This is a genomic window from Polaromonas sp. CG_9.7, from assembly GCF_015752205.1.
GTDB lineage: Bacteria > Pseudomonadota > Gammaproteobacteria > Burkholderiales > Burkholderiaceae_C > Polaromonas.
Map to the genome: position 1 here is coordinate 68,831 of NZ_JADOVG010000011.1, position 25,361 is coordinate 94,191.

Here is a 25,361-nt window from a genome sequence, read left to right on the forward strand (position 1 = left end):
GTGTGCATAAGCATGAGCGTGGAAAAGGCTGGCCTGCATGACGCTCAAACTTGCTGACATCACCCGGCTGCTGGGCGACCAGGTGCCGGCCGAACTGATCGGAAACCCGGAAGTGCTGATTGAGGGGCTGTCCACCCTGGACGCATCGGGTCCGAACGAACTTACCTTCCTCAGCAATCCGAAGTACCTCGGACAGTTTGCGCAATCCGGGGCAGGCTGCGTGATCGTCGCGCACTCAGTCCGCGATGCGGCACTGAAGCGCGGTTCCTGCATCGTGGTGAACGATCCCTACCATTACTTTGCACTGGTCACCCAGCTCTGGAAAAGGCTGCATGCGCCAGATACCGCGCCCGCCATCCATTCCAGCGCGCTAATTGATCCGACCGCCCGCATTGGCGCGAATGTGTCGATAGGTGCATTCGCCTGCATTGAGGCTGGTGCAGCGATTGGCGAAGGTGCCCGGATTGGCGCGCATTGCGTCATTGGCATGAATGCCTCTGTTGGTGCACACAGCAGGCTTTCAGCGCGCGTGACAGTGGCTGACGGTTGCAGCATCGGTGAGCGCTGCATCATCCATCCCGGCGCCGTGATTGGCGCGGACGGCTTCGGCTTTGCGCCGCACGGCGGCCAGTGGGTCAAGATCGAGCAGCTGGGCGCAGTGCGCATCGGCAACGACGTGGAAATCGGCGCCAATACCTGCATTGACCGGGGCGCCCTGCAGGACACTGTGCTTGAAGACGGTGTCAAGCTCGACAACTTGGTACAAATCGGCCACAACGTCCGGGTAGGCCGGCATTCCGCGATGGCTGGCTGCGCAGGTGTCGCCGGCAGCGCGACGATTGGGGCGCATTGCACCGTCGGCGGCGGTGCGATCGTGCTGGGTCATTTGAGGCTGGCGGACGGTGTACATGTCTCGGCAGCCACGACCGTGACCCGGTCGCTGTTAAAGCCTGGCCATTACACCGGCCTGTTTCCCATCGACGACAATGCCGCCTGGGAAAAGAATGCCGCCACGCTCAAGCAGCTTCATGCGCTGCGTGAGCGGCTCAAACAAACAGAAAAAACCCTGCTGCAACTGCAGGCTAGATTCAAAGAAGAAAAATCATGATGGACATTCACCAGATTCTCAAGTTATTGCCGCACCGTTATCCCATCTTGCTGGTCGATCGGGTGCTTGAAATTGAAACCGGCAAAAGCATCAAGGCGTTGAAAAACGTCACGATCAATGAGCCTTTTTTCATGGGCCATTTTCCAAAGCATCCGGTCATGCCCGGGGTGCTGATGATCGAAGCGATGGCGCAGGCGGCGGCGCTTCTGTCGTTTTCCACGCTGGGCGTCACGCCCGACGACAAGACGGTGTATTACTTTGCCGGCATCGACGGCGCGCGTTTCAAGCGTCCGGTGACCGCTGGAGACCAGATGATCATGGACGTGAGCCTGCTGCGCATGAAGGCTGGAATTTTCAAGTTCAAGGGCGTGACGCGAGTTGACGGAAACATTGCCTGTGAGGCCGAACTGATGTGCACTATGCGCACAGTGGCCTGAGGGCGCGGTCATGACGCTGGCAGCCGAGCCTTCGGGCATCCATGCGACGGCCCTGGTTGACCCCCGCGCCCAGCTCGACAGTTCGGTGACTGTCGGGCCCTACACGGTGATCGGCCCCCATGTCAGCATAGGCGCTGGCACGACGGTCGGCGCACATTGTGTGATCGAGGGCCACACCCGCATTGGCATTGACAACCGCATTTTCCAGTTCAATGCGCTGGGCGGTGTGCCGCAGGACAAGAAATACGCTGGCGAGCCGTGCGAGCTGGTCATTGGCGACCGCAATACGATTCGCGAGTTCTGCACCTTCAACATCGGTTCGCCCGGCGACCTGGGCGTGACCCGCATGGGCAACGACAACTGGATCATGGCTTACGTGCATGTGGCGCATGACTGCGTGGTCGGCAACCAGACGATTTTTGCCAACAACACCACGCTGGGCGGTCATGTTCACGTTGACGACTGGGTGATCCTCGGCGGCTTTACCGGCGTACACCAGTTCGTGCGGCTGGGCGCCCACAGTTTTACTGCTGTTTCTTCAGTGGTACTCGCTGATTTGCCACCCTTTGTAATGTGCCAGGGCCAGCCCGCCAAAGCGCGCTCGATGAACTTTGAAGGCTTGCGCCGCCGGGGTTTTTCAGCTGACCGTATTTCGGCTGTCAAGGCCATGCACAAGGCGCTGTACCGCGGCGGGTTGACACTGGAACAGGCCAAGCTGAATATTGCTGAATTGACTCAAAAATATCCGGAGTCCATGCCAGACGTGCAGATGATGCTTTCGTTTCTAGAGCAATCCTCGCCGCAGCGCGGTATCGTTCGCTAAAGCCGCAATGTCGGCCGCGCCACTGCCCCTGCCACTGCGAAGTGAGCAGGGCTTTTCTGTCCGCTCCAGTGCCCCCTCGGCCCCTGACATCGCCATGGTCGCTGGTGAAACCTCGGGTGACCTGCTGGCAGGCTTGCTGCTTGACGGCCTCACATCACGCTGGCCTGCCTTGACGTCTGGCGGCATCGGCGGCGCACAAATGGTCCGTCGGGGATTTCAGGCCTGGTGGCCGAGCGAAAAACTGGCTGTTCGCGGTTATGTCGAGGTGCTGCGTCACTACCGCGAAATTTCCGGTATCCGCGAGCAACTGAAAAAACGCCTGTTAACGGACCCCGGCAATCGTCCCGATGTCTTCATCGGCATTGACGCGCCTGATTTCAACCTCGGGCTGGAGGCGGCGTTGAAGGCTGGGGGCATCAAGACGGTGCAGTTTATCTGTCCCTCGATTTGGGCGTGGCGGGCCGACCGGGTGGAAAAAATCAGACGCAGTGTTGACCATGTGCTGTGCATCTTTCCATTTGAACCGGCCCTGCTGGCTGCTCACGGAATTGCCGCGACCTATGTCGGCCATCCGCTGGCGGCCGTGATTCCAATGCAGCCGGACCGACAGGCGGCCCGCCACGCGCTGGGCTTACCCGACAAGGCCACGGTCGTCGCCATTTTGCCTGGCAGCCGGAAATCGGAAATCGAGTACCTGGCTTTAAGATTGTTTCAGGCTGCAGCGCTTGTCAAGCGGGCATACCCCGCGATTCAATTCATAGTGCCGGCGATTCCGGCGCTGAAAGCTCTGATCGAGCAACTGGCTGATCAGGCTGGCGTCCGCGCCGATGTGCAGATCGTTGCTGGTCAGTCGCACAGGGTACTGGCGGCCTGTGACGTCACCCTGATCGCCAGTGGTACCGCGACATTGGAAGCGGCACTGTTCAAGCGCCCTATGGTGATTGCCTACAACATGAACTGGCTGTCGTGGCAGATCATGCAGCGCAAGCAACTGCAGCCTTGGGTCGGCCTGCCGAATATTTTGTGCCGCGATTTTGTCGTGCCTGAACTGCTGCAGGATCAGGCAACGCCCGAGGCGCTGGCGCAAGCGCTGCATGAATGGATTGATGCAAAATCATCGGCCCCTGAAAAAATCAGAGCCGTTGAACAGCGATTTACCCAGCTGCATGCAGAACTGCAGCGAGACACTTCCCAATTGACCACCGATGCAATCCAGAAAATCCTTGAAACCTGAACAGACTGTCTTTTCGTGGGACACGCCCGGCTTGATGGCCGGTGTCGACGAAGCCGGACGCGGGCCGCTGGCCGGACCGGTGGTGGCGGCAGCTGTCATTCTGGATCCTTTCAATCCCATCGCGGGCCTGGCCGATTCAAAAAAACTCACGGCGTTGCGACGCGAGAAGCTGTACGACGAAATCCAGGCCAAGGCGCTGTGCTGCTCGATTGCCATGGCGAGCGTGGAAGAAATTGACAGCCTGAACATTCTGCAGGCGACTTTGCTGGCCATGAAGCGGGCGGTAGAAAACCTTCGGCTCAAACCGTCAAAGGTGCTTGTCGATGGCAACCAGTTGCCCCGGCTGCTGATCCTGGCCGAGGCGATTGTCAAGGGCGATGCGCTGGTTCCGGCCATTTCGGCAGCGTCGATTCTGGCCAAGGTCTACCGCGACCGTTGGTGCGGCGACTATCACCTGCTTTACCCGCAATACGGTTTTGCCGGCCACAAGGGTTATGGAACGGCCAAGCACCTGGCTGCCTTGCGCCAGCACGGTGCGTGTCCGCAGCATCGGCGTTCGTTTGCGCCTGTGGCTGGGGTGTTGCGATGAGCAGCGGTTTTTCTGTTCCGGTCACGCATGTTTCGTCACGCGACAATATTCTGGTCAAGGACCTGCACCGGCTGTCGCATGACAACACCGCTTACCGCAAGCAGGGCCGCGTCTGGCTGGAAGGCGACCACCTGTGCCGAGCCGCACTGGCGCGCGGCCTGAAACCAGTCATCGCAGTTTTTTCAGAGTCTTTTTGGCCTCTGGCGCACGCCGAGTGGGCATCAGTAGCTATGAAAAACATAGTGATAGCCGATGCACTGCTGCCCGATATCAGCGGACTCGAATCGCCAGCGCGCATGGGCTTCGTGCTCGAACTGCCAGCCGTGCCCGAAGTCCAGCCCGGCGCTGCGTCGGTCATTCTGGACCGTGTGCAGGATGCCGGGAATGTCGGCTCCATCCTGCGCAGCGCGGCGGCTTTTGGTTTCAGCCAGATCATCGCGCTCAAGGGAACAGCCGCGCTGTGGTCGCCCAAAGTGCTGCGCGCCGGCATGGGCGCGCATTTCGCCCTGCGTCTGATCGAAGGCGTTGACCCCGAGGCATTGTCGGGACTCACGGTGCCGATTGTGGTGACCAGCTCGCACCACGGCAGCTTCGTACACCAGCAGAAATTGCCAATGCCGTGCGCCTGGGCCATGGGCCATGAAGGGCAGGGCGTCAGCGATGACCTGATGGCCAGAGCCAGCCTGAAGGTGCGAATCGACCAGCCGGGCGGCGAGGAGTCACTCAACGTCGCCGCAGCAGCAGCCATTTGCCTTTACGCAAGTTCGCTTTCCGAAACCTGAGCAGCAAAGCGGCGAAACTTCAAGCAGGGGCCGCGGAACTGGCTTCGCCAGGCCGCAGGCGAAGCGGCCCCCTCGGGGGGCAGGGAGCCACACAAAGTGGGCGACCGTGGGGGCGTTATATAATCAGTGGCTTTTCAAAACACAGCTTCGCCCAAGCGCATACAAAGCCATCCCCCTTCACAAAAGCCGCCTGCAAGCGTCTGAAAAAGACGCTTCCTGTGCTTGCTTGGGCGAACCGTACACAACCGGAGAACCCAGTGCTTTTGTCTCTTCAGGGAAATACCCCGCCCGCCATTTTGGCGCTCGCAGACGGCACGGTCTTTATTGGCAATTCGATTGGCGCTCCAGGTGCCACGATCGGTGAGGTGGTGTTCAACACCGCCATGACCGGCTACCAGGAAATCCTCACGGACCCGAGCTATTGCCAGCAGATCGTCACCCTTACTTATCCGCATATCGGCAACTACGGCATTAATGCCGAAGACGTCGAAGGCAGCAAAGTCCACGCCGCCGGCCTGATCATCAAGGACTTGCCGCTGATCACGTCGAACTTTCGCGCGTCCATGACGCTGGCCGAATACCTGGTTCGCGAAAACATCGTGGCAATTGCAGGGATTGACACCCGCCAGCTGACGCGCCACCTGCGCATCCACGGCGCGCAAAATGGCTGCATCCTGGCGCTAGCGTCCGGAGAAGCTGTCAGCCAAGCGGCCATTGACAAGGCGATTGCCACCGCCAAGGCGGCGCCCAGCATGGCTGGCCTTGATCTCGCCAAGGTCGTGTCGGTCAAGCACACCTACGAATGGACACAGACCGAATGGAAACTCGGCTCGGGCTACGGCGTGCAGATCACACCGCGCTTTCATGTCGTTGCCTATGACTTCGGCGTGAAGAAAAACATCCTGCGCATGGTCGCCGAACGCGGCGCGCGCATCACGGTGGTGCCGGCGCAGACATCGGCGGCCGATGTGCTCAAGCTCAATCCGGACGGAATTTTCCTGGCCAACGGCCCGGGCGATCCGCAGGCTTGCGATTACGCCATTGCGGCGATTGGGGAATTGATCGAAACCGGCATTCCGACCTTCGGCATCTGCTTGGGCCACCAGATCATGGCGCTGGCCGGCGGTGCGAAGACTTTCAAGATGAAGTTCGGCCACCACGGCGCGAACCATCCGGTGAAAGACCTGGACACCGGCCGCGTCAGCATCACCAGCCAGAACCACGGGTTTGCGGTCGATGAAACCACACTGCCCGCCAACCTGCGACCGACGCACATCAGCCTGTTTGACGGCACGCTGCAGGGTCTGGCCCGCACCGACAAGCCGGCGTTCTGCTTCCAGGGCCACCCGGAAGCGTCACCCGGACCCCACGACATTTCCTACCTGTTCGACCGCTTCACAGCGCTGATGGCGCAAAGCCAGGAGAAGAAGAATGCCTAAGCGCACAGACATCAAATCAGTTCTCATCATTGGTGCTGGCCCGATCATCATCGGCCAGGCCTGCGAGTTTGACTATTCCGGCGTGCAGGCCTGCAAGGCGCTGCGCGAAGAGGGCTACAAGGTCATCCTGATCAACAGCAACCCGGCCACGATCATGACCGACCCGGCGACAGCGGACGTCACCTACATCGAGCCGATCACCTGGCAGACGGTGGAAAAGATCATCGCCAAGGAACGGCCCGACGCGATCTTGCCGACCATGGGCGGACAGACGGCGCTTAACTGCGCGCTCGATCTGTGGCGCAACGGCGTGCTGGAAAAATACGATGTCGAGCTGATCGGCGCCAAGCCTGAAGCCATCGACAAGGCTGAAGACCGCCTGAAGTTCAAGGACGCGATGACCAAGATTGGTCTCGGTTCGGCGCGCTCGGGCATTGCGCACACCCTGGAAGAAGCCTGGACCGTGCAGAAAACGCTGGGTTTCCCCACCGTGATCCGCCCCAGCTTCACGCTGGGCGGCACGGGTGGCGGCATTGCCTACAACCCGGAAGAGTTTGAGGAAATCTGCAAGCGCGGCATTGAAGCGTCACCGACCAGCGAGCTGCTAATTGAGGAATCGCTGCTCGGCTGGAAAGAGTACGAGATGGAAGTGGTGCGCGACACCGCTGACAACTGCATCATCGTCTGCTCGATTGAAAATCTCGACCCGATGGGCGTGCACACCGGCGACTCGATCACCGTCGCGCCGGCCCAGACGCTGTCGGACAAGGAATACCAGATCCTGCGCAATGCTTCGCTGGCCGTGCTGCGCGAAATAGGCGTCGATACCGGCGGCTCCAACGTGCAGTTCTCCATCAATCCCGATGACGGCCGCATGGTGGTGATCGAGATGAATCCGCGGGTGTCGCGTTCGTCGGCGCTGGCGTCCAAGGCCACGGGTTTCCCGATAGCCAAGGTTGCCGCCAAGCTGGCCGTCGGCTACACGCTCGACGAGCTGCGCAACGAGATCACCGGCGGCGCAACGCCGGCCAGCTTCGAGCCGAGCATCGACTACGTGGTCACCAAGATTCCACGTTTTGCGTTTGAAAAATTCCCGACCGCCGATTCGCGCCTGACGACGCAGATGAAGTCGGTTGGTGAAGTCATGGCCATGGGCCGCACCTTCCAGGAATCGTTCCAGAAAGCCCTGCGCGGGCTGGAAGTCGGCGTGGACGGCATGAACGAGAAAACCCAGGACCGTGAAGTGCTGGAAAAGGAACTCGGCGCGCCTGGGCCCGACCGCATCTGGTACGTGGGCGACGCGTTCGCCATGGGTTTGAGCGTCGATGAAGTTTTTGCACTGACAAAAATCGACCGCTGGTTCCTAGTGCAGATCGAGCAGATCGTCAAGATTGAGCTGGAGCTGGAAACCACGACGCTGGACAAGATCGATGCCGTCACCCTGCGCGCGCTGAAGCAAAAAGGATTCTCTGACCGCCGCTTGGCGCGCCAGCTCAAGACCACCGACACCGCGATCCGCGAAAAGCGTATTGCGCTGGGTGTGCGTCCGGTCTACAAGCGGGTCGATACCTGCGCGGCCGAGTTTGAAACCAACACCGCCTATTTGTATTCGACCTACGAGGCTGAGGGCAGCGAATGCGAAGCCGCGCCCACGGACAAGAAAAAAATCATGGTGCTGGGCGGCGGTCCGAACCGCATCGGCCAGGGCATCGAGTTCGACTATTGCTGCGTGCACGCTGCCATGGCGATGCGCGAGGACGGCTACGAGACCATCATGGTCAACTGCAATCCTGAAACCGTTTCGACCGACTACGACACCAGCGACCGCCTGTACTTTGAGCCGCTCACGCTGGAAGACGTGCTGGAAATTGTCGACAAGGAAAAGCCGTTTGGCGTGATCGTCCAATACGGCGGGCAGACGCCCTTGAAGCTGGCGCTGGACTTGGAAGCCAACGGCGTGCCCATCATCGGCACCTCGCCCGACATGATCGACGCCGCCGAAGACCGCGAGCGCTTCCAGAAGCTGCTGCACGCACTCGACTTGCGCCAGCCGCCCAACGCCACGGCCCGCACCGAGCCGGAAGCGTTGGAAAAAGCCGCCGCACTCGGTTACCCGCTGGTGGTGCGCCCCAGCTATGTGCTGGGTGGTCGCGCCATGGAAATCGTCCACGAGCAGCGCGACCTGGAGCGCTACATGCGTGAAGCGGTCAAGGTCAGCCATGACTCCCCGGTGCTGCTGGACCGCTTCCTGAACGACGCCATCGAATGCGATGTCGACTGCATCCGCGATTCGGAAGGCAAGACCTTCATCGGCGGCGTGATGGAGCACATCGAGCAGGCCGGCGTTCACAGTGGGGACTCGGCGTGTTCGCTGCCGCCGTATTCGCTGAGCCTGGAAACCGTCACCGAAATCAAGCGCCAGACCGCCGCCATGGCCGAAGCGCTGAACGTGGTCGGGTTGATGAATGTGCAATTCGCCATTCAACACATCGACGGCCTGGATGTCATCTACGTACTGGAAGTCAATCCGCGGGCATCACGCACCGTGCCTTTCGTCAGCAAGGCCACCGGCATCCAGTTGGCCAAAGTGGCGGCGCGCTGCATGGTCGGCCAGTCGCTGGCATCGCAGGGCGTGACGCGCGAAGTCACCCCGCCGTACTTCAGCGTCAAGGAAGCCGTGTTTCCCTTCGTCAAGTTCCCCGGCGTGGACACGATTCTCGGCCCCGAGATGAAGTCCACTGGCGAGGTCATGGGGGTTGGCAAGACCTTTGGCGAAGCGTTCGTGAAGTCGCAGATCGGCGCCGGCACGAAGCTGCCCACGTCCGGCAAGGTTTTCCTGACTGTCAAGAACAACGACAAGGCGCGCGCGGTGGACGTGGCGCGTGCACTGGTTGAGCTCAAGTTCGAGCTGGTGGCCACCAAGGGAACAGCCGCGGCCATCAATGTGGCCGGCATTGCCTGCGGCGTGGTCAACAAGGTGACGGAAGGGCGGCCGCACGTTGTGGACATGATCAAGAGCAACGAGATTGCGCTGGTCATCAACACCGTGGAAGAACGCCGTAACGCGATTGCCGATTCACGGCAGATCCGCACTTCGGCCCTGCTGGCCCGTGTGACGACCTTCACCACCATTGCAGGCGCTGAAGCGGCGGTTGAAGGCATGAAGTACCTGGACAACCTGAGCATTTATTCGATCCAGGAACTGCACGCCCAACTGGCAGCGCAGGCAGCTTGACGATCAGGTGAAACTCCCGGTTGACCTTGCCGAACATGCATTAAACTAAAACGTCAAGACGATCAAACATACCGCCGCCAGGTGACTGGTGGCGGTTTCGCATTTTGCAGGACCCAAACATGACCACCTTACCCATCACCAAGCGCGGCGCGGAAAAGCTGAAAGCCGAATTGCACAACCTCAAGACGGTTCAGCGCCCGTGGGTCATCAATGCGATTTCAGAAGCGCGTGCCCAAGGCGACCTGAGCGAAAACGCCGAATACGAAGTCGCCAAGGACCGCCAGGGTTTCATCGAAGGCCGCATCCAGGAAGTCGAAGGCAAGTTGTCAGCGGCCCAGATCATTGATCCCACCACTTTCGAGCCGGGCACACGCGTCGTGTTTGGCTCGACCGTGAAACTGGAAGACGAAGCCACTGGCGACAGCGTGACCTACCAGATCGTGGGTGAAGACGAGGCTGACATCAAGCTGGGGCTGGTCAACATCGGCTCGCCGATTGCCCGCGCGCTGATTGGCAAGGACGAGGGCGACAGCGCAGAAGTGCAGGCACCTGGCGGCATCCGCCGCTACGAGATCGTGTCGGTCAGCTACCTTTGATGCAGCCGCCAGCGCGTCAGCGAATCGGGCTGCTGGCGGCGGCCCTGTGGTGGGGCAGCTTGACGGCACTGGGTTTTGTCGTCGTGCCGATGCTGTTCATGCACCTGGGAAGTCCGGCGGCTGCAGGCGCCATGGCGGCCAAACTGTTTGGCGCGCAAACCTGGCTCAGCACGGGTTGCGCCTTGCTGATGTTGCTGGTGTTTAATCAAAAAGACCTGTACGCGCAAGCAGCACCTGCGCAAGCAGCTATGAAATTCATAGTAGCTGGCATGTTGCTGGCCTTGCTGGTTGAATTTGCCGTGGCACCGCGCATTGTCAGCGCCCGCGTTGACGGCGGCAACCTGCGGCTCTGGCATGGGTTGGGCAGCGCGATGCTGGTGGGCCAGTGGCTGTGCGCCGGGTTCGCGCTCTGGCGCCTGAGCGCCCGCCCGGAGCGGTAACCACGCAGCGCCGTATCACGGCACGCTGAATGAGCAATGGCTCGCTGCCTGATCTAGCCGCGTTCAGCAGCTTCCAGGGTGTTGACCAGCAGCATGGTGATGGTCATCGGGCCCACCCCGCCGGGCACGGGTGTGATGTAGCTGGCCACTTCCTTGACGCCGTCAAAATCCACGTCGCCGCAAAGTTTGCCTTCATCGTTTCGGTTCATGCCCACGTCGATCACCACCGCGCCGGGCTTCACCATGTCGGCGGTCAGCACGTTGCGCTTGCCGACTGCCGCCACAATCACGTCGGCTTGCAGTGTCATGGCTTTCAAATTGGCGGTGGCGCTGTGGCAAATCGTGACGGTGGCGTTTTTCTGCAGCAGCATCAGCGCCATTGGCTTGCCGACGATGTTGCTGCGGCCAATCACCACGGCATGCTTGCCGCGAAGATCGTAGCCGATGCTTTCCAGCATCTTCATGCAGCCATACGGCGTGCAGGGCCAGAAACCGGGCTGGCCGACCATCAGCGCGCCGGCGCTGCCGACATGAAAGCCGTCCACGTCTTTTGCCGGTGAAATCGCCTCGATGACCTTTTGCGCGTCGATGTGCGCCGGCAGCGGCAATTGCACCAAGATGCCGTGAATCGCCGGGTCGTTGTTCAATGCGTCGACGCGCGCCAGCAGTTCGGCTTCGCTCATGGCGGCCGGGTAGCGCTCCAGCACTGAATGCAGACCGTTGTCTTCGCAGGCCTTCACCTTGTTGCGTACATACACCTGGCTGGCCGGGCTGTCGCCGACCAGTACCACAGCCAGTCCCGGCGTGATGCCCCGGGCACGCAGGGCGGCTGCACGAACGGCAACTTCGCCTCGCAGTTGATGCGAAAGTGCAATGCCATCGATGAGTTGGGCGGTCATGTTCTTAAGTTTCAAGTAAAAACGCCCGTCAGCGCAAGTGCCACGGGCGTAGGCTGCTATTAAAAACGGAGTATTTGATGCGAGTCAGACCTTGGGGGCAGTGGAGCCCAAGGCGATTTTCAACAGGTCCGCCACGGTGTTGGCATTGAGCTTTTCCATGATGTTGGCGCGGTGCGCCTCGACCGTCTTGATGCTGATGCCCAGGTCGTCGGCAATTTGCTTGTTCAGGCGGCCGGCAACGATGCGGTCCAGAACCTGCGCTTCGCGTGACGTCAGCTTGGCCAGCAACGCGTCGCGGCTGGCCGACTGCTGGTGGTCGTTGAAGGCATCCTTGGCCTGCGCCAGCATGCGCTCGACCAGGTCGACCAGCGCGGCTTCCTGGAAGGGTTTCTGGATGAAATCCATCGCACCTTTTTTCATGGTGTCCACGGCCATTGGCACGTCGCCGTGGCCGGTAATGAAGACGATCGGCAGCGGCGACTTGCGTTCCAGCAGGCGGTCCTGCAACTCCAGACCGGTCATGCCGCCCATGCGGATGTCGACGATCAGACAAGCCACCTCACGCGCATCGTAGCGGCTCAAAAACGTTTCGGCTGAATCAAAACAGCGCACCCGGTAGTCCTTGCCTTCAAGCAGCCATTGCAGCGAGTCACGAACGCCTTCGTCGTCATCGACGACATAGACAGTGCCTTTTTTGGGTATCAAACTCATGCCTTGCTTTCTTCGTAAACTTGAATGGAAATGGTGGCGTTTTTTCTAGGAACTGCCCGCAGTTTCGGCAGTTATGGTATCGGTGGCAGAGGCTGCCGGTGATGTCAAGGGTATTAGCGGAATCCAGAAGGTAAACCGGCAGCCGATAACGTCGTCGCCATTGTAGAGGTTGACCGCTTCCAGCCTGCCCTGGTGGGATTCGACAATGCTGCGGCACAGTTTCAGGCCAATTCCCATGCCTTCGGCCTTGGTCGAATAGAAGGCCTCAAACAAACGCTCCATGACCTCGGGCGTCAGTCCCCGGCCGGAATCAAGGACCGAAAACTCGACCACGTTCTGGCCGTTGATCTGCTTTGGCAGCACTTGCAGCTCGACATTGCGCTGGGCTGTGGGCCGGTGCGACTGGGCAATCGATTCGGCCGCATTCTTCATCAGGTTGATCAGCACCTGTTCAATCAATATCCGGTCCACCATCACGTCGGGCAGGCGGGCGGCAATGTGGTGCGTCAGCCGCACATGGTGGCGCCGGAGTTCGATTTCCGCCAGTTCCATGGCATTGCTCACCAGTGTCGCCACATCTGCCGAAGTGCGGTTGGGTTCGCTGCGTTTAACGAAGGCGCGGATGCGCTGAATGATCTGCCCGGCCCGCCAGGCCTGCTTGGCAGTTTTCTCCAGCGCCACCAGCAGGTCGTCATTGCTGATCTGGTTGGCCTTGATGCGCGACACCATGCCGTTGCAGTAGTTGTTGATGGCGGTCAGCGGCTGGTTCAACTCATGCGCCACGCTTGACGCCATTTCGCCCATGGTGATCAAACGGCTGGCGTTTTGCGCGCGTTCGTTTTGCTGGGCGGCCTGTTCCTCTGCATGGCGGCGCGGAGTGATGTCGGTGGCAATCACCATCTGCGCCAAACGGCCATCGACCCAGGTCAGGTAGCGGGAACGCACTTCCAGCCATTTGGCGAGTTCGGGAACAAAGATTTCGGCATTTGCAGTCAGCGCATCGGTCAGCGCCTCAGTCGGAAAACCGGCCATGTCGTCCACCGCATCCTGGGCATCGCCCGATGGGTTGAGGGTAGGCACGCCGACTTGCGCCACAAGGTTGACATGGCTTGAGCCCTGGCCACCAAACCATGAACGGTACAGCCGGTTGGCAAACAGCAGTTCGCTGCCACCCATCGGCGCCACGGAAACCGCAGCGTCCAGTCCTTCAAGGACGGTGGTGAACCGTTCGTAGGAGGCGGTGAGTTCCTCGCGGATGCGCTTGGGTTCGGTGATGTCGGTCATCGACGTCATCCAGCCAGTTTGTTGGCCCCGCGGATCGATCAAAGGCGACACGTACAGGCGGGCATCGAAGGTGTTGCCGTTCTTGCGTTTGACGCGTACTTCGAAGCCGCCGGCCGGCGTTCGGCCGTGGAGTTCATCTTCGAGCCGGCCCATCAGCGTGCCGATTTCTGACTCGGGCCAATGTGGAAATGGCGCGGTACAGCCGACGAGTTCGTCTTCCGTCAGCCCGGTCATCTGGCAAAAAGCCGGGTTGACATAGGTGATGCGGCCCTGCAGGTCGAGCGCGCGCATGCCGGTCAGCATCGAGTTTTCCATCGCACGCCGAAAATGGGTTTCGGTCTGCAATGCCTCTTGTGCCTGTACCCTGCGCCGGGTATGGCGCCAGTTGCCCAGCAGCATCCACACGGTCAGTGCACTCAGCGCGCTGACCAGCCAGAAAAAGCCGCTGCCCACCACGCCCTGCGAGGCGCGGTAGCCTTCGGCCCGGATCAAGAGGCCATTGCCCACGGGCGACACCGGAATTTCGTATTTGGCCGCGTCTTCGGCCCAGGGCAGCCACCGTGCCGCACCATTGCGGGCCGGCGGCAGGTTGCCTGCCAGCACAGTCTCTTTGTCGTCCACCAGGGCAACCGCGTACTTGGCGGTGATTTCCGTAGGAATGCCAAAGCGCAGCAGCCCATCCACTGAATACTCCCCCATGATCACACCAGCGAATCGGCCTTGTTCATCCAGTGGAACCTGCAATTGCAGGCTCGCTGCGTTGGAGCGCCGGGTGTCCTGCAATAACAAGGGTCTGGAGTAAACCGGCTGGCGCAGGTCGCGTGCCAGTTCGTAGGTGCCGTCGGTCTCACCCAGCCTGAGCGGCTCGCCGACAGTACGCGGCCCCATGGCGTTGGCACTGGGTGAAACATACGATGCTTTGATGCGCCGCCGGTTGTCGATCCAGGTGATCGCCATCAATTCCGGATTCTGGTTCACCAGCGCTTCTGCCTGAATCAGAAATTCTTCGACATCAATCTCTTTGTTGGACACGTCCCGGCCGATTCGCATCAATTGCTCCTGCCGTTCCAGCAGCCGCAGCCTAAGGCGTTGCTGGGCATATTCGACATCACGGGTGACCGCCTGCTGTTCGCGGTCTATTTCTTCAATGCGCAGGTAGCCAAATGCGGCGATCACAGCCGCCAGAAACAGAACCACGGAAAACAGCGGTCCCAACGCAATGAACCGGTCCTGGCGAGACGGGGACTGTTTGCGCCACCAGCGCCGCCATAGCGGGACGGACGCTGGATTGACCGTGGCGTCGGTGGAAGGGGAGAGCGGAAACTGGGACATGGGAAAACAAGTGATTTTAAAGTGAACAGGTCCACATGACAGATGCAGTTACAAATCCATAAGTTCAATGTAGGTAAGCAATGAACAAGTCATAAAATTTCATCATGCAAAATTGAAAAGCACAATTTGAAATTTACAAATAATTGTGAGAAACTAGGCGCTTAAACTTGGTTTCAGTTTAAAAACGGGACCTGAACGCGCGCCCGCAAGGCTGAACATTGCCTTGCATGGGTTCAAAGTAACAAGCGAAAAGATTTATCCAGGAGACAAAATGGCAGCCAATCCAGACGAAACCCAGCAAACCGGCATTTCCCCCGCCGGCGCTTACCTTGAGCCGGTGCAGGACAAAGACACGCAGGAGACGCGCGAGTGGATGGATGCGCTGTCCGCCGTCATTGAAAGCAACGGCCCCGAGCGCGCTCACTTCCTGCTTGAGCAACTGCTCGAACATGCCCGCCAGAACAGCATCGACATGCCTTTCTCGGCCACCACCGGTTATGTCAACACCATTGAGACCGACCAGGAAGAACGCTCGCCCGGCAACCTGATCATCGAGCAGCGGCTGCGCGCCTACATGCGCTGGAACGCCATGGTCATGGTGGTGAAGGCCAACCGTCTGCACCCTGCCGACGGCGGTGACCTGGGCGGTCACATCGGTTCGTTTGCCTCGCTCGCTAGCCTGTTTGGCGCCGGTTTCAACCATTTCTGGCATGCCGAGAGCGAAAACCACGGCGGCGACTGCCTTTACATTCAGGGCCATGTGTCGCCCGGCGTGTATGCACGCGCCTACCTTGAAGGCCGTCTGAGCGAAGAGCAACTGCTCAATTTCCGCCAGGAAGTTGATGGCAAGGGCTTGTCGAGCTATCCGCATCCCAAGCTGATGCCCAATTTCTGGCAGTTCCCTACGGTGTCGATGGGCCTGGGCCCGCTGATGGCGATTTACCAAGCCAGGTTCCTCAAGTACCTGCATGCACGCGGCATTGCCAACACCGAAAACCGCAAGGTCTGGGTGTTTTGCGGTGACGGCGAGATGGACGAAGTCGAATCGCTGGGCGCCATCGGCCTGGCTGCGCGTGAAAAGCTCGACAACCTGGTCTTCGTCATCAACTGCAACCTGCAGCGGCTCGACGGCCCGGTGCGCGGCAACAGCAAGATCATCCAGGAACTCGAAGGCGAATTCCGCGGTGCCGGCTGGAACGTCATCAAGCTGATCTGGGGTTCTGGCTGGGACCCGCTGCTGGCTCGCGACACCGAAGGTGCGCTCAAGAAGATCATGATGGAGTGCAACGACGGCGACTACCAGTCGTTCAAAGCCAATGACGGCGCCTATGTGCGCAAGCACTTCTTCGGCCGCGACCCGCGCACGCTGGAAATGGTTTCCAAGATGAGCGACGACGACATCTGGAAGCTCACCCGTGGCGGCCACGACTCGCAAAAAGTCTATGCCGCATTCCATTCAGCGGTGAACCACACCGGCCAGCCCAGCGTGCTCTTGATCAAGACCGTCAAGGGTTTTGGCATGGGCAAGATTGGCGAGGGCAAGAACAATGTCCACCAGACCAAGAAACTGGGCGACGAGGACATCAAGGCCTTTCGCGACCGTTTCAACATTCCGATCCCCGACAGCCAGCTGGCCGAACTGCCGTTCTTCAAACCGGCCGACGACACCCCTGAAATGCAGTACTTGCATGAACGTCGCAAGGCGCTGGGTGGCTATCTGCCGCACCGCCGCACCAAAGCCGATGAAAACTTCACCGTGCCGGCCATCGAGACCTTCAAGGCCGTGATGGAGCCGACCGCCGAAGGCCGTGAAATCTCGACCACCCAGGCGTATGTGCGTTTCCTGACGCAGTTGCTGCGTGACCAGGCGCTCGGCCCGCGCGTCGTGCCGATTCTGGTGGATGAAGCCCGCACTTTCGGCATGGAAGGCTTGTTCCGCCAGATCGGCATCTACAACCCCGCCGGCCAGCAGTACACCCCTGTCGACAAAGAACAGGTGATGTACTACAAGGAAGACAAAAAGGGCCAGATCCTGCAGGAAGGCATCAACGAGGCCGGCGGCATGAGCAGCTGGATTGCGGCGGCCACCAGCTACAGCACCAACAACCGCATCATGGTGCCGTTCTACGTGTACTACTCGATGTTCGGTTTCCAGCGCATCGGCGACCTGGCCTGGGCGGCGGGCGACATGCAGGCACGCGGTTTCTTGCTGGGCGGCACTTCGGGCCGCACCACGCTGAACGGCGAAGGCCTGCAGCACGAAGACGGCCACAGCCACATCCTGGCCGGCACGATTCCGAACTGCATCAGCTACGACCCGACCTACGCGCACGAAGTCGGCGTGATTCTGCACCACGGGCTCAAGCGCATGGTTGAAAAGCAGGAAAACGTCTACTTCTACATCACGCTGCTGAACGAAAACTACGCCATGCCCGGCCTCAAGCCCGGCACCGAAGAGCAGATCATCAAGGGCATGTACCTGTGCAAGGAAGGCCCCAAGCTGGCGCCGACCGTGCAGTTGCTCGGCTCGGGCACCATCCTGCGGGAATCGATTGCCGCGCAGGAATTGCTGGAAAAAGAGTGGGGCGTTTCTGCCAATGTGTGGAGTTGCCCGAGTTTTAACGAGCTGGCACGCGATGGCCAGAACACCGAGCGCTGGAACCTGCTGCATCCGCTGGAAACCCCGCGCACCTCGTTCGTCGAGGACCAGTTGCAAGCCCATGCCGGCCCGGTCATTGCCTCGACCGACTACATGAAGGCCTTTGCCGAGCAGATTCGCTCCTACATCCCGAAGGGCCGCACTTACAAAGTGCTGGGCACCGACGGTTTTGGCCGCAGCGATTTCCGCAGCAAGCTGCGCGAACACTTCGAGATCAACCGCCATTACATCGTCGTGGCGGCGCTGAAGGCGCTCAGCGAAGAAGGCACGGTGCCGGTTGCCAAGGTGGCCGAAGCGATCCGCAAGTACGGCATCAATGCCGACAAGATCAATCCGCTTTACGCTTGACGTAAAAATTCAGTCCAAGACGCAAGCAAACGGAGACAAGAACATGGCATTGGTAGATATACAAGTCCCTGACATTGGCGATTTTGATGAAGTCACGGTGATCGAACTGCTGGTCAAGCCCGGCGACAGCGTGACGGCCGAGCAGTCGCTGATCACAGTCGAGTCGGACAAGGCCTCGATGGAAATCCCGTCCAGCCATTCCGGCGTGGTGAAAGAGATCAAGATCAAGCTCGACGACAAGGTCAAGCAGGGCTCGGTCGTGCTGACGCTGGAAGTTGAAGGCGCTGCGGAATCGGAGCCAAAACAGGCTCCTGCGCAGGCTGCGCCTGCTGCGGCAGCTCCTAAAACCGAAGCAACGTCTGCGCCGGCACCAGCCGCGCCAGCCGCAGCCCCGGCAGCCCCGGCAGCCGCGACGGCTGGCTTGGTCGAAGTCATGGTTCCCGACATTGGCGACTTCAAGGATGTGGTCGTGATCGAGGTGCTGGTCAAGACGGGTGACACCGTCAAGGTCGAGCAATCGCTGATCACCGTGGAATCCGACAAAGCCTCAATGGAAATCCCGTCCAGTCATGCCGGTGTGATCAAGGAGCTCAAGGTCAAGCTGGGCGACACCATCAACATTGGCGACCTGCTGGCGATTCTGGAAGGCGCTGCCAGTGCTGCTGCTCCCGCGCCCACCGCCGCACCTGCGCCGCCAGCACCGGCCACTGCTGGCGGCAGCCCCGACCCCGCTGCAGCCAATGCCGCCGGCAGCGCCAAAGGCTATGGCGATCCTGCGCCAACCCCGACCGCAGCAGCACCCGCCGCCGCCCAGGCCCAGCCCGCGCATGAACCCATGGCCGCAACATCGACCAGTCTGCCGCATGCTTCGCCTTCGGTGCGCAAGTTTGCCCGCGAACTGGGCGTGCCGCTGGCCGAACTCAAGGGCTCCGGCCCCAAGGGCCGCATCACGCAGGACGATGTCCAGGCTTTCACCAAGTCAGTGATGACGGGCGACACCCGCACCCAGGCGCAGGCAGCCAAGGCGCCCGCGCCGGCTGCTGCAGGCGGTGGCGGCACCGGTGCCGGCCTGGAACTGTTGCCCTGGCCAAAGGTCGACTTCACCAAGTTTGGCCCGGTCGAGCGCCAGCCGCTGTCGCGGATCAAGAAGATCAGCGGCGCCAACCTGCACCGCAACTGGGTGATGATTCCGCATGTCTGCAACCACGACGACGCGGACATCACCGAACTCGAAGCCTTCCGCGTGCAGATGAACAAGGAAAACGAAAAATCCGGCGTCAAGATCACGATGCTGGCTTTCCTGATCAAGGCCGCGGTGGCCGCGCTCAAGAAGTTTCCGCAGTTCAATTCCTCGCTCGACGGCGACCAGCTGGTGCTCAAGCAGTATTTCAACATTGCCTTTGCCGCCGACACACCAAACGGCCTGGTCGTTCCGGTCATCAAGGACGCCGACAAGAAAGGCATCATCCAGATCTCGCAGGAGATGGGCGAGCTGGCCAAGAAAGCGCGCGACGGCAAGCTCGGTCCGGCCGACATGCAGGGCGCGTGTTTTACGATCTCGTCGCTGGGCGGCATTGGCGGGCGTTACTTCACGCCCATCATCAATGCGCCTGAAGTCGCCATCATGGGCGTGTGCAAGAGCCGCATCGAGCCGGTCTGGGATGGCAAGGCTTTTGCGCCACGCCTGATGCAGCCGCTGTCGCTGAGCTGGGACCACCGCGTGATCGATGGCGCGGCGGCGGCGCGTTTCAATGCGTATTACGGCCAGGTGCTGGCGGACTTCCGCCGAATCTTGCTGTGACCACGCTGGTGGTTGTCAAGAAAGCGGGTCAGGTCGTGATGGCTGCCGACACGCTTGTGACCTTTGGCGATACCCGCCTGAGCCACCGCTTTGAAAGCAACAGCAAGATTTTCAAGGTCGAGACGCCGCAAGGGGTCAGTCACATCGGCATGGCCGGAACCGTGGCGCACTTTCCCGTGCTGCGCAAGGCCATGTCGACGCTGCCCCCCGAGGAACTTCGGCTGAACAGCCGCGAGGAGGTGTTCGACACCTTTCTCCGGCTTCACGCCATGCTCAAGGAATCGTTTTTCCTGCAAAGCAAGGAAGACGACAACGACCCTTACGAGTCCAGCCAGTTCACCGTGCTCATTGCCAACGCCACCGGCATTTATGGCCTTTACAGCTACCGGGAAGTCTTTGAATTCAAGGAATTCTGGGGCGTGGGCTCGGGCCGCAGCTTTGCGCTGGGTGCCATGCATGCGAGCTGGGCCAAGGCCAGAACCGCCCGCGAGGTGGCCATGGCCGGAATGAACGCCGGTTGCGAATTCGACAAGAATTCCGGTGGACTGATTGACCTATTCACCCTCAAATTGAAAGCCTCCTCATGAGTGCCTCTGCAAACTTCATCGACATCAAGGTGCCCGACATTGGCGACTTTGATGAAGTCTCCGTCATCGAAGTGCTGGTCAAGGCCGGCGACACCATCAAGGCCGAGCAAAGCCTGATCACTGTGGAAAGCGACAAGGCTTCCATGGAAATCCCGGCTTCGCAAGGCGGCGTGGTCAAGGACATCAAGGTCAAGCTTGGCGACATGGTCAAGCAGGGCTCGGTCGTACTGACACTGGAAGTCGCTGGCGCCGCGAATGCCGCAGCTGCGCCGGTTGAAGCACCAAAACAGGCTGCCGCGCAGGCTGCACCTGCACCTGCTGCTCCTGAAAAAGCAGCGCCTGCTGCAGCAGCTCCAGCCACTACGCCAGCGCCAGCCGCCGCCAGCTTCGGCGGCACGGCCGATCTGGACTGCGACCTGCTGGTGCTCGGCGCCGGTCCCGGCGGCTATTCGGCCGCCTTTCGTGCCGCCGACCTGGGCCTCAAGGTGGTGCTGGTCGAGCGCTATGCCGCGCTGGGCGGCGTCTGCCTGAACGTTGGGTGCATTCCGTCCAAGGCGCTGCTGCATGTCGCTGCCGTGATGGACGAAGTCAGCCACATGGCGGCTCTTGGCATTGATTTTGGAGCGCCCAGCGTCAACATCGACAAGCTGCGCGGCCACAAGGAAAAGGTCGTCAACAAGCTGACGGGCGGGCTGGCCGCGATGGCCAAGATGCGCAAGGTCACTGTCGTGCGCGGCTACGGCGCTTTCGTCGGTGCCAACCACGTGGAAGTCGAGGAAACCGGCGGCACGGCGCAGGAAAAAACCGGCAAGAAGCAGACCATCGGTTTCAGGAACTGCATCATTGCTGCGGGCAGCCAGGCCGTGCGCCTGCCCTTCATGCCGGAAGACCCGCGCGTGGTGGACTCTACAGGCGCGCTGGAGCTAAAGGAGGTTCCCAAGCGCATGCTGATCCTGGGTGGCGGCATCATCGGCCTGGAAATGGGCACCGTGTACAGCACGCTGGGCGCGCGCCTGGACGTGGTGGAAATGCTCGACGGCCTGATGCAGGGCGCAGACCGCGACCTGGTCAAAATCTGGCAGAAGATGAACGCACCGCGTTTTGACAACATCATGCTCAAGACCAAGACCGTGGGCGCCCGGGCCACGCCCGAAGGCATTGAGGTGACATTCGAGAGCGCCGAGCCGGGCGGCACGGCCCCTGCGCCGCAGGTGTATGACATGGTGTTGCAGGCTGTGGGCCGCACGCCTAACGGCAAGAAGCTGGCCGCCGACAAGGCCGGTGTCAGCGTGACCGATCGCGGTTTCATCAACGTCGATATCCAGATGCGCACCAACGTGCCGCACATCTTCGCCATCGGCGACATTGTTGGCCAGCCGATGCTGGCGCACAAGGCGGTGCATGAGGCGCACGTGGCGGCCGAAGTGATTGCCGGTGAACTGCAAGGCAACAAGGAACTGGCCAGCGCTGCATTCAATGCCCGCGTGATCCCGAGCGTTGCCTACACGGACCCCGAGGTGGCATGGGTCGGCCTGACCGAAGACCAGGCCAAGGCGCAAGGCATCAAGGTCAAGAAGGGCCTGTTCCCGTGGGCCGCTTCAGGCCGCGCGATAGCCAATGGCCGCGACGAAGGCGTGACCAAGCTGCTGTTTGACGACAGCCCGGAGGCGCACGGCCACGGCAAGATCCTGGGCGGCGGCATGGTCGGCACGCACGCGGGCGACATGATCGGCGAGATTGCGCTGGCGATTGAAATGGGCGCCGACGCGGTGGACATCGGCAAGACCATCCATCCGCATCCGACACTGGGCGAGAGCATTGGCATGGCAGCAGAAGTGGCGCATGGCAGCTGCACTGACTTGCCGCCGATCAGGAAATAGGTATTTGCGGCGCCATGCCGGGTTTGAACGCTTCGGTAAAACAAAAAAGCCTCGTGTCCCTTTGAACGTGCAGGAGCCTTTTGGTTTTTTAATGCTGAGATTTCAGTCGACTTCAAACGAAAAAGCCGCCTTGCACATACGGCGTATGCGCAAGGCGGCTCTCAAACATGAATATTTTTTGTGCTGTTGGCGGGCATAAACCCGGCGATTCAGCGAATGGAGGCTCCGTCGTCAATTGAAGCCTTGACCGGCTTCGACTGCATTGGGTTAACCGATTCGGCGGCATCGCCGATGACGCGACGTGCGCCATTGAAGCGGTTTTGCCAATAACTGCCACCCATGCTTTCCACCCTGACTTCAGCACCCGCCCTGGGAGCATGAATAAACTTGCCGTTGCCGACATAGATGCCGACGTGGCTGAAGGCGCGCCGCATGGTGTTGAAGAACACCAGGTCACCGGGTTGCAATTCGGCTTGGCTGATTTTCTCGGTGGCTGCCGCCTGCTGTTCGGCCTTGCGTGGCAGCAGCAAGCCGATGCTTTGCTGGTACACGGAGACCACAAAACCACTGCAGTCAAATCCGGTGTCAGCATCGGTTCCTCCCCATTTATAGGGAACCCCCAATAAGCTCATGGCATTGACGACCAGCTCGGACGCTTTATGGCTAACGTTCTGGCGCACATAGTCCATTTTGTTCAGAAGCCCCCGCTCGGCGAGCAGCCTGTCGATCTCGTCGCTGGAAGTGGCGGGAGATGCTTGGGCGTTCAAGGTGCAAAGTGCAGCAAGGGCCAGGACGAGTACAGAGGGAATCATTCGCATCGCGGCGAGCATACTTGACGGATAGGCCCTGCGTCAATAAAAAATTGTTACCTTAGTTTCTTTTATTACAGTTAAATATTATTGTATTTAATTGAAAAATTCGTTTCTTGATATGTGAAGTGTTGGATTTTTGAAAATAAGCACTTGTCCAGCATTGCTCCCGGGACGAACCAGATTGGCGAATGGCATAGGGTTTAGCTCCCTTGGTTTGAACTATTCGCCCCAGTCGACATCACAAAGCCATTAAAACAATGCAGGGATTCAGAAGATGTTTTCAACGCTGAACCTGCGTGCGCTTTGTGCTGCCACGGTCATCACCTCAAGCCTGCTGTCACTGCAGGTGCATGCGCAGGCAGTTCGCGCTGACACCGTGGCGTCAGGTCTGCAAAATCCCTGGGCGCTGGCATTCTTGCCAGACGGTCGCTTTTTGGTCACCGAGCGGGCCGGCCAGCTGCGCTTGCTGGCTGCCGATGGCAAGGCATTGGCAACCGTCACCGGCTTGCCCGAGATCGCAGCCGGCGGGCAGGGTGGTCTGCTCGACATCGTGACGGACAGTGACTTTGCACGCAACCGCACCTTGTATTTCTGCTATTCGGAACCTGCTGCCACCGGCCGGGCCAACAGCACGGCGCTGGCCAGCGCCCGAATGAGCGCTGACGGCGCGCGGCTGGAAAATCTCAAGGTGCTTTTCAGCCAGAAGCCGAAAGTTGCCAGTTCGGCCCATTTCGGATGCCGTATTGTTGAAGGCCGCGCGCCGGGTGCGAATGGCCAACCGGACGGTAAATTATTCCTGACACTGGGAGAGCGGTTTTCACGCAAGGACGACGCACAAAAACTTGACAACCACCACGGCAAGATTGTTCGCATCAACAAGGATGGCTCGGTGCCTGCCGACAATCCCTTTGCCAACCAGGCAGGCGCATTGCCCGAAATCTGGAGCTATGGCCACCGCAATGCCCAAGGCGCCACGCTTGGGCCCGACGGCACGTTCTGGATGCACGAGCATGGGCCGCAGGGTGGCGACGAAATCAACCTGCCCCGGCCGGGTGCGAATTACGGCTGGCCCGAGATCACTTATGGCGAAAACTACGGCGGCGGCAAGATGGGCGAAGGCCTGAGTCGCAAGGCCGGCATGGAGCAACCGCTGCATTACTGGGTTCCGTCGATCGCACCGTCCGGCATGGCTTTTTTAACCAGCGAACGGTATGGCAAGACGTGGCAGGGCAACCTGTTTGTCGGGTCGCTGAAGTTTTCTTACCTTGACCGGATAGAACTCTCGACACCCTTCGGCGGCAAGGTGGTTCGCGAGCACAAGCTGCTGGCCGATGTCGGCGAGCGCATCCGCGATGTGCGCCAAGGCCCCGATGGCCTGCTGTACGTGCTGACCGACAGCAGCAACGGCAAGCTCATCCGGCTGCTGCCCGAACCCCCCGGCAAGTGAAAGCGTGCCTTCGGGGCTGCGGGTCGGCAATACGCTGGTGACGCATTCGGTCGCTGTTTTGGGGTTTGGCCGAACAAACCCCCCGTTATCATGCAGGCATGACACCAAGCACGCCCTGGCACAACCGCCTGACCCAGACGGGTTGGTCTGCCCGGCAGTGGTTCACCGAATGGTGGCAACTGGTGCATCTGGGCGCGGTGATCATGGTGCTGGCGCTTTCGCCCTCTAGCTACAGCCGCGAAAACCGAATAGTCCTGGGGCGCCATGTCTACACCAGCACGGCGCCGGTGCTGCTGGGTTTTTCGCTGCTGTGCGCGCTGGTGACGGTGGTACTCACGCGCATCGTGATGGTGACGGCGCTGAGTTATGGCCTGTCTCAATATGCGCTGCAACTGTTGATTCGTGTGCTGGTGCTGGAGTTGATTCCCCTGACCGCCGCGCTGTTCGTGGCGCTGCGTTGCACAATTCCCGATGGCGCCGAACTCACCGCGCTGCAGGCCAGTGGCGAACTTGACAACATGCGCCGACAGGGCGTTGAGCCGATACGCCGCGAAGTGCTGCCGCGCGTGGTGGCGGGCATGTTTGCCGGCATCACGCTGGCCGCGCTGAGCTGCGTGGTGGCGCTGGTCGTGGCCTATGTCGCGGTGTACGGCTTCGCCGTGTCGGGCCTGCCGGGCTACACCCGGTTGTTCGGCCAGGTGTTCACACCTGCCGTCACGCTGATTTTTGTGCTGAAGACAGTGTTTTTTTGCCTGGCCGTTTCGCTCATTCCAATGGCTTCGGCCTTGTACGGCATGCGCGGCGCCAGTCTGCGCTCCAGTGCCGAAATGCGCGGCCTGGTTCGTATGTTTGCCGTTTTGCTGCTGGTTGAAGTGGCTTCGCTGGTTGGCAACTATTACTGAATTTGAAATACACCTT

20 protein-coding genes are annotated in these 25,361 nt (G+C 60.3%); 16 read left to right on the forward strand and 4 right to left on the reverse strand.

Annotated elements, in window-relative coordinates; translation table 11 throughout:
- Window positions 1–37 precede the first annotated feature (37 nt).
- The 10 genes from lpxD to IWX87_RS12595 all read left to right on the forward strand — a co-directional run bounded on the left by lpxD (window position 38) and on the right by IWX87_RS12595 (window position 10,683).
- On the forward strand, window positions 38–1,108 hold the full coding sequence (gene lpxD / locus IWX87_RS12550; protein ID WP_196863860.1) for a UDP-3-O-(3-hydroxymyristoyl)glucosamine N-acyltransferase: 1,071 nt from the start codon (window positions 38–40) through the stop codon (window positions 1,106–1,108).
- Complete coding sequence (fabZ, locus tag IWX87_RS12555; RefSeq protein ID WP_036810831.1) at window positions 1,105–1,545, forward strand: 3-hydroxyacyl-ACP dehydratase FabZ; 441 nt, start codon at window positions 1,105–1,107, stop codon at window positions 1,543–1,545. The genes lpxD and fabZ overlap by 4 nt, the downstream gene beginning before the upstream one ends.
- Window positions 1,546–1,555: 10 nt before the next feature.
- Window positions 1,556–2,368 carry an acyl-ACP--UDP-N-acetylglucosamine O-acyltransferase gene (gene lpxA / locus IWX87_RS12560; RefSeq protein WP_196863861.1) on the forward strand — a complete coding sequence of 271 codons (813 nt, stop codon included), beginning with the start codon at window positions 1,556–1,558 and terminating at the stop codon, window positions 2,366–2,368.
- Window positions 2,369–2,462: 94 nt separating this feature from the next.
- Window positions 2,463–3,602 (forward strand): lipid-A-disaccharide synthase, encoded by a 1,140-nt coding sequence (lpxB, locus tag IWX87_RS12565; RefSeq protein ID WP_196863930.1) that lies wholly within the window; start codon window positions 2,463–2,465, stop codon window positions 3,600–3,602.
- On the forward strand, window positions 3,574–4,191 hold the full coding sequence (gene rnhB / locus IWX87_RS12570) for a ribonuclease HII (protein WP_196863862.1): 618 nt from the start codon (window positions 3,574–3,576) through the stop codon (window positions 4,189–4,191). Before lpxB ends, rnhB begins: the two co-directional genes overlap by 29 nt.
- Complete coding sequence (locus IWX87_RS12575; RefSeq protein WP_196863863.1) at window positions 4,188–4,973, forward strand: RNA methyltransferase; 786 nt, start codon at window positions 4,188–4,190, stop codon at window positions 4,971–4,973. The genes rnhB and IWX87_RS12575 overlap by 4 nt, the downstream gene beginning before the upstream one ends.
- 257 nt (window positions 4,974–5,230) lie before the next feature.
- Complete coding sequence (gene carA / locus IWX87_RS12580; protein WP_196863864.1) at window positions 5,231–6,412, forward strand: glutamine-hydrolyzing carbamoyl-phosphate synthase small subunit; 1,182 nt, start codon at window positions 5,231–5,233, stop codon at window positions 6,410–6,412.
- Window positions 6,405–9,647, forward strand: a complete 3,243-nt coding sequence (gene carB, locus IWX87_RS12585; protein ID WP_196863865.1) for a carbamoyl-phosphate synthase large subunit — start codon at window positions 6,405–6,407, stop codon at window positions 9,645–9,647. The genes carA and carB overlap by 8 nt, the downstream gene beginning before the upstream one ends.
- 119 nt (window positions 9,648–9,766) lie before the next feature.
- Window positions 9,767–10,243 carry a transcription elongation factor GreA gene (greA, locus tag IWX87_RS12590; protein WP_196863866.1) on the forward strand — a complete coding sequence of 159 codons (477 nt, stop codon included), beginning with the start codon at window positions 9,767–9,769 and terminating at the stop codon, window positions 10,241–10,243.
- Window positions 10,243–10,683, forward strand: coding sequence for a DUF4149 domain-containing protein (locus IWX87_RS12595; protein ID WP_196863867.1), 441 nt, complete (start codon window positions 10,243–10,245; stop codon window positions 10,681–10,683). The genes greA and IWX87_RS12595 overlap by 1 nt, the downstream gene beginning before the upstream one ends.
- 53 nt (window positions 10,684–10,736) lie before the next feature.
- Here the strand turns inward: IWX87_RS12595 and folD are convergent, their stop codons facing one another.
- The 3 genes from folD to IWX87_RS12610 all read right to left on the reverse strand — a co-directional run bounded on the left by folD (window position 10,737) and on the right by IWX87_RS12610 (window position 14,909).
- Complete coding sequence (gene folD, locus IWX87_RS12600) at window positions 10,737–11,582, reverse strand: bifunctional methylenetetrahydrofolate dehydrogenase/methenyltetrahydrofolate cyclohydrolase FolD (RefSeq protein ID WP_196863868.1); 846 nt, start codon at window positions 11,580–11,582, stop codon at window positions 10,737–10,739.
- A gap of 84 nt (window positions 11,583–11,666) precedes the next feature.
- Window positions 11,667–12,293, reverse strand: a complete 627-nt coding sequence (locus IWX87_RS12605) for a response regulator transcription factor (RefSeq protein WP_196863869.1) — start codon at window positions 12,291–12,293, stop codon at window positions 11,667–11,669.
- 45 nt (window positions 12,294–12,338) lie between these two features.
- On the reverse strand, window positions 12,339–14,909 hold the full coding sequence (locus IWX87_RS12610; protein ID WP_196863870.1) for a PAS domain-containing sensor histidine kinase: 2,571 nt from the start codon (window positions 14,907–14,909) through the stop codon (window positions 12,339–12,341).
- Window positions 14,910–15,180: 271 nt separating this feature from the next.
- Between IWX87_RS12610 and aceE the strand changes: the two genes are divergently transcribed.
- From aceE to lpdA, 4 genes are read left to right on the forward strand one after another with little or no spacing between them, the layout of a single operon-like run.
- Complete coding sequence (aceE, locus tag IWX87_RS12615) at window positions 15,181–17,916, forward strand: pyruvate dehydrogenase (acetyl-transferring), homodimeric type (protein ID WP_231374771.1); 2,736 nt, start codon at window positions 15,181–15,183, stop codon at window positions 17,914–17,916.
- Window positions 17,917–17,959: 43 nt separating this feature from the next.
- On the forward strand, window positions 17,960–19,717 hold the full coding sequence (gene aceF, locus IWX87_RS12620; protein ID WP_196863871.1) for a dihydrolipoyllysine-residue acetyltransferase: 1,758 nt from the start codon (window positions 17,960–17,962) through the stop codon (window positions 19,715–19,717).
- Complete coding sequence (locus tag IWX87_RS12625) at window positions 19,714–20,304, forward strand: MFS transporter (RefSeq protein ID WP_196863872.1); 591 nt, start codon at window positions 19,714–19,716, stop codon at window positions 20,302–20,304. Before aceF ends, IWX87_RS12625 begins: the two co-directional genes overlap by 4 nt.
- Window positions 20,301–22,184, forward strand: coding sequence for a dihydrolipoyl dehydrogenase (gene lpdA / locus IWX87_RS12630; RefSeq protein WP_196863873.1), 1,884 nt, complete (start codon window positions 20,301–20,303; stop codon window positions 22,182–22,184). The genes IWX87_RS12625 and lpdA overlap by 4 nt, the downstream gene beginning before the upstream one ends.
- Before the next feature lie 209 nt (window positions 22,185–22,393).
- Here the strand turns inward: lpdA and IWX87_RS12635 are convergent, their stop codons facing one another.
- A complete protein-coding gene (locus IWX87_RS12635; protein WP_231374772.1) occupies window positions 22,394–23,014 on the reverse strand; it encodes a C40 family peptidase in 621 nt (206 codons plus the stop codon).
- 256 nt (window positions 23,015–23,270) lie between these two features.
- Between IWX87_RS12635 and IWX87_RS12640 the strand changes: the two genes are divergently transcribed.
- Both IWX87_RS12640 and IWX87_RS12645 read left to right on the forward strand, forming a co-directional pair.
- Window positions 23,271–24,443: a PQQ-dependent sugar dehydrogenase gene (locus IWX87_RS12640; RefSeq protein WP_196863874.1), complete on the forward strand. Its 1,173-nt coding sequence runs from the start codon at window positions 23,271–23,273 to the stop codon at window positions 24,441–24,443.
- Between the two features lie 98 nt (window positions 24,444–24,541).
- On the forward strand, window positions 24,542–25,345 hold the full coding sequence (locus IWX87_RS12645; RefSeq protein ID WP_196863875.1) for an ABC transporter permease: 804 nt from the start codon (window positions 24,542–24,544) through the stop codon (window positions 25,343–25,345).
- The last annotated feature ends 16 nt before the right edge of the window (window positions 25,346–25,361 follow it).

Bases quoted from the DNA above. Each gene is read 5' to 3' on its own strand.
- lpxD (WP_196863860.1), top strand. From the start codon at position 38: ATGACGCTCAAACTTGCTGACATCACCCGGCTGCTGGGCGACCAGGTG.
- rnhB (WP_196863862.1), top strand. From the start codon at position 3,574: ATGCAATCCAGAAAATCCTTGAAACCTGAACAGACTGTCTTTTCGTGG.
- lpdA (WP_196863873.1), top strand. From the start codon at position 20,301: ATGAGTGCCTCTGCAAACTTCATCGACATCAAGGTGCCCGACATTGGC.
- IWX87_RS12595 (WP_196863867.1), top strand. From the start codon at position 10,243: ATGCAGCCGCCAGCGCGTCAGCGAATCGGGCTGCTGGCGGCGGCCCTG.
- IWX87_RS12610 (WP_196863870.1), bottom strand. From the start codon at position 14,909: ATGTCCCAGTTTCCGCTCTCCCCTTCCACCGACGCCACGGTCAATCCA.
- aceF (WP_196863871.1), top strand. From the start codon at position 17,960: ATGGCATTGGTAGATATACAAGTCCCTGACATTGGCGATTTTGATGAA.
- aceE (WP_231374771.1), top strand. From the start codon at position 15,181: ATGGCAGCCAATCCAGACGAAACCCAGCAAACCGGCATTTCCCCCGCC.
- lpxA (WP_196863861.1), top strand. From the start codon at position 1,556: ATGACGCTGGCAGCCGAGCCTTCGGGCATCCATGCGACGGCCCTGGTT.
- fabZ (WP_036810831.1), top strand. From the start codon at position 1,105: ATGATGGACATTCACCAGATTCTCAAGTTATTGCCGCACCGTTATCCC.
- lpxB (WP_196863930.1), top strand. From the start codon at position 2,463: ATGGTCGCTGGTGAAACCTCGGGTGACCTGCTGGCAGGCTTGCTGCTT.
- IWX87_RS12645 (WP_196863875.1), top strand. From the start codon at position 24,542: ATGACACCAAGCACGCCCTGGCACAACCGCCTGACCCAGACGGGTTGG.
- IWX87_RS12635 (WP_231374772.1), bottom strand. From the start codon at position 23,014: ATGCTCGCCGCGATGCGAATGATTCCCTCTGTACTCGTCCTGGCCCTT.
- greA (WP_196863866.1), top strand. From the start codon at position 9,767: ATGACCACCTTACCCATCACCAAGCGCGGCGCGGAAAAGCTGAAAGCC.
- IWX87_RS12575 (WP_196863863.1), top strand. From the start codon at position 4,188: ATGAGCAGCGGTTTTTCTGTTCCGGTCACGCATGTTTCGTCACGCGAC.
- IWX87_RS12605 (WP_196863869.1), bottom strand. From the start codon at position 12,293: ATGAGTTTGATACCCAAAAAAGGCACTGTCTATGTCGTCGATGACGAC.
- carB (WP_196863865.1), top strand. From the start codon at position 6,405: ATGCCTAAGCGCACAGACATCAAATCAGTTCTCATCATTGGTGCTGGC.
- IWX87_RS12640 (WP_196863874.1), top strand. From the start codon at position 23,271: ATGTTTTCAACGCTGAACCTGCGTGCGCTTTGTGCTGCCACGGTCATC.
- folD (WP_196863868.1), bottom strand. From the start codon at position 11,582: ATGACCGCCCAACTCATCGATGGCATTGCACTTTCGCATCAACTGCGA.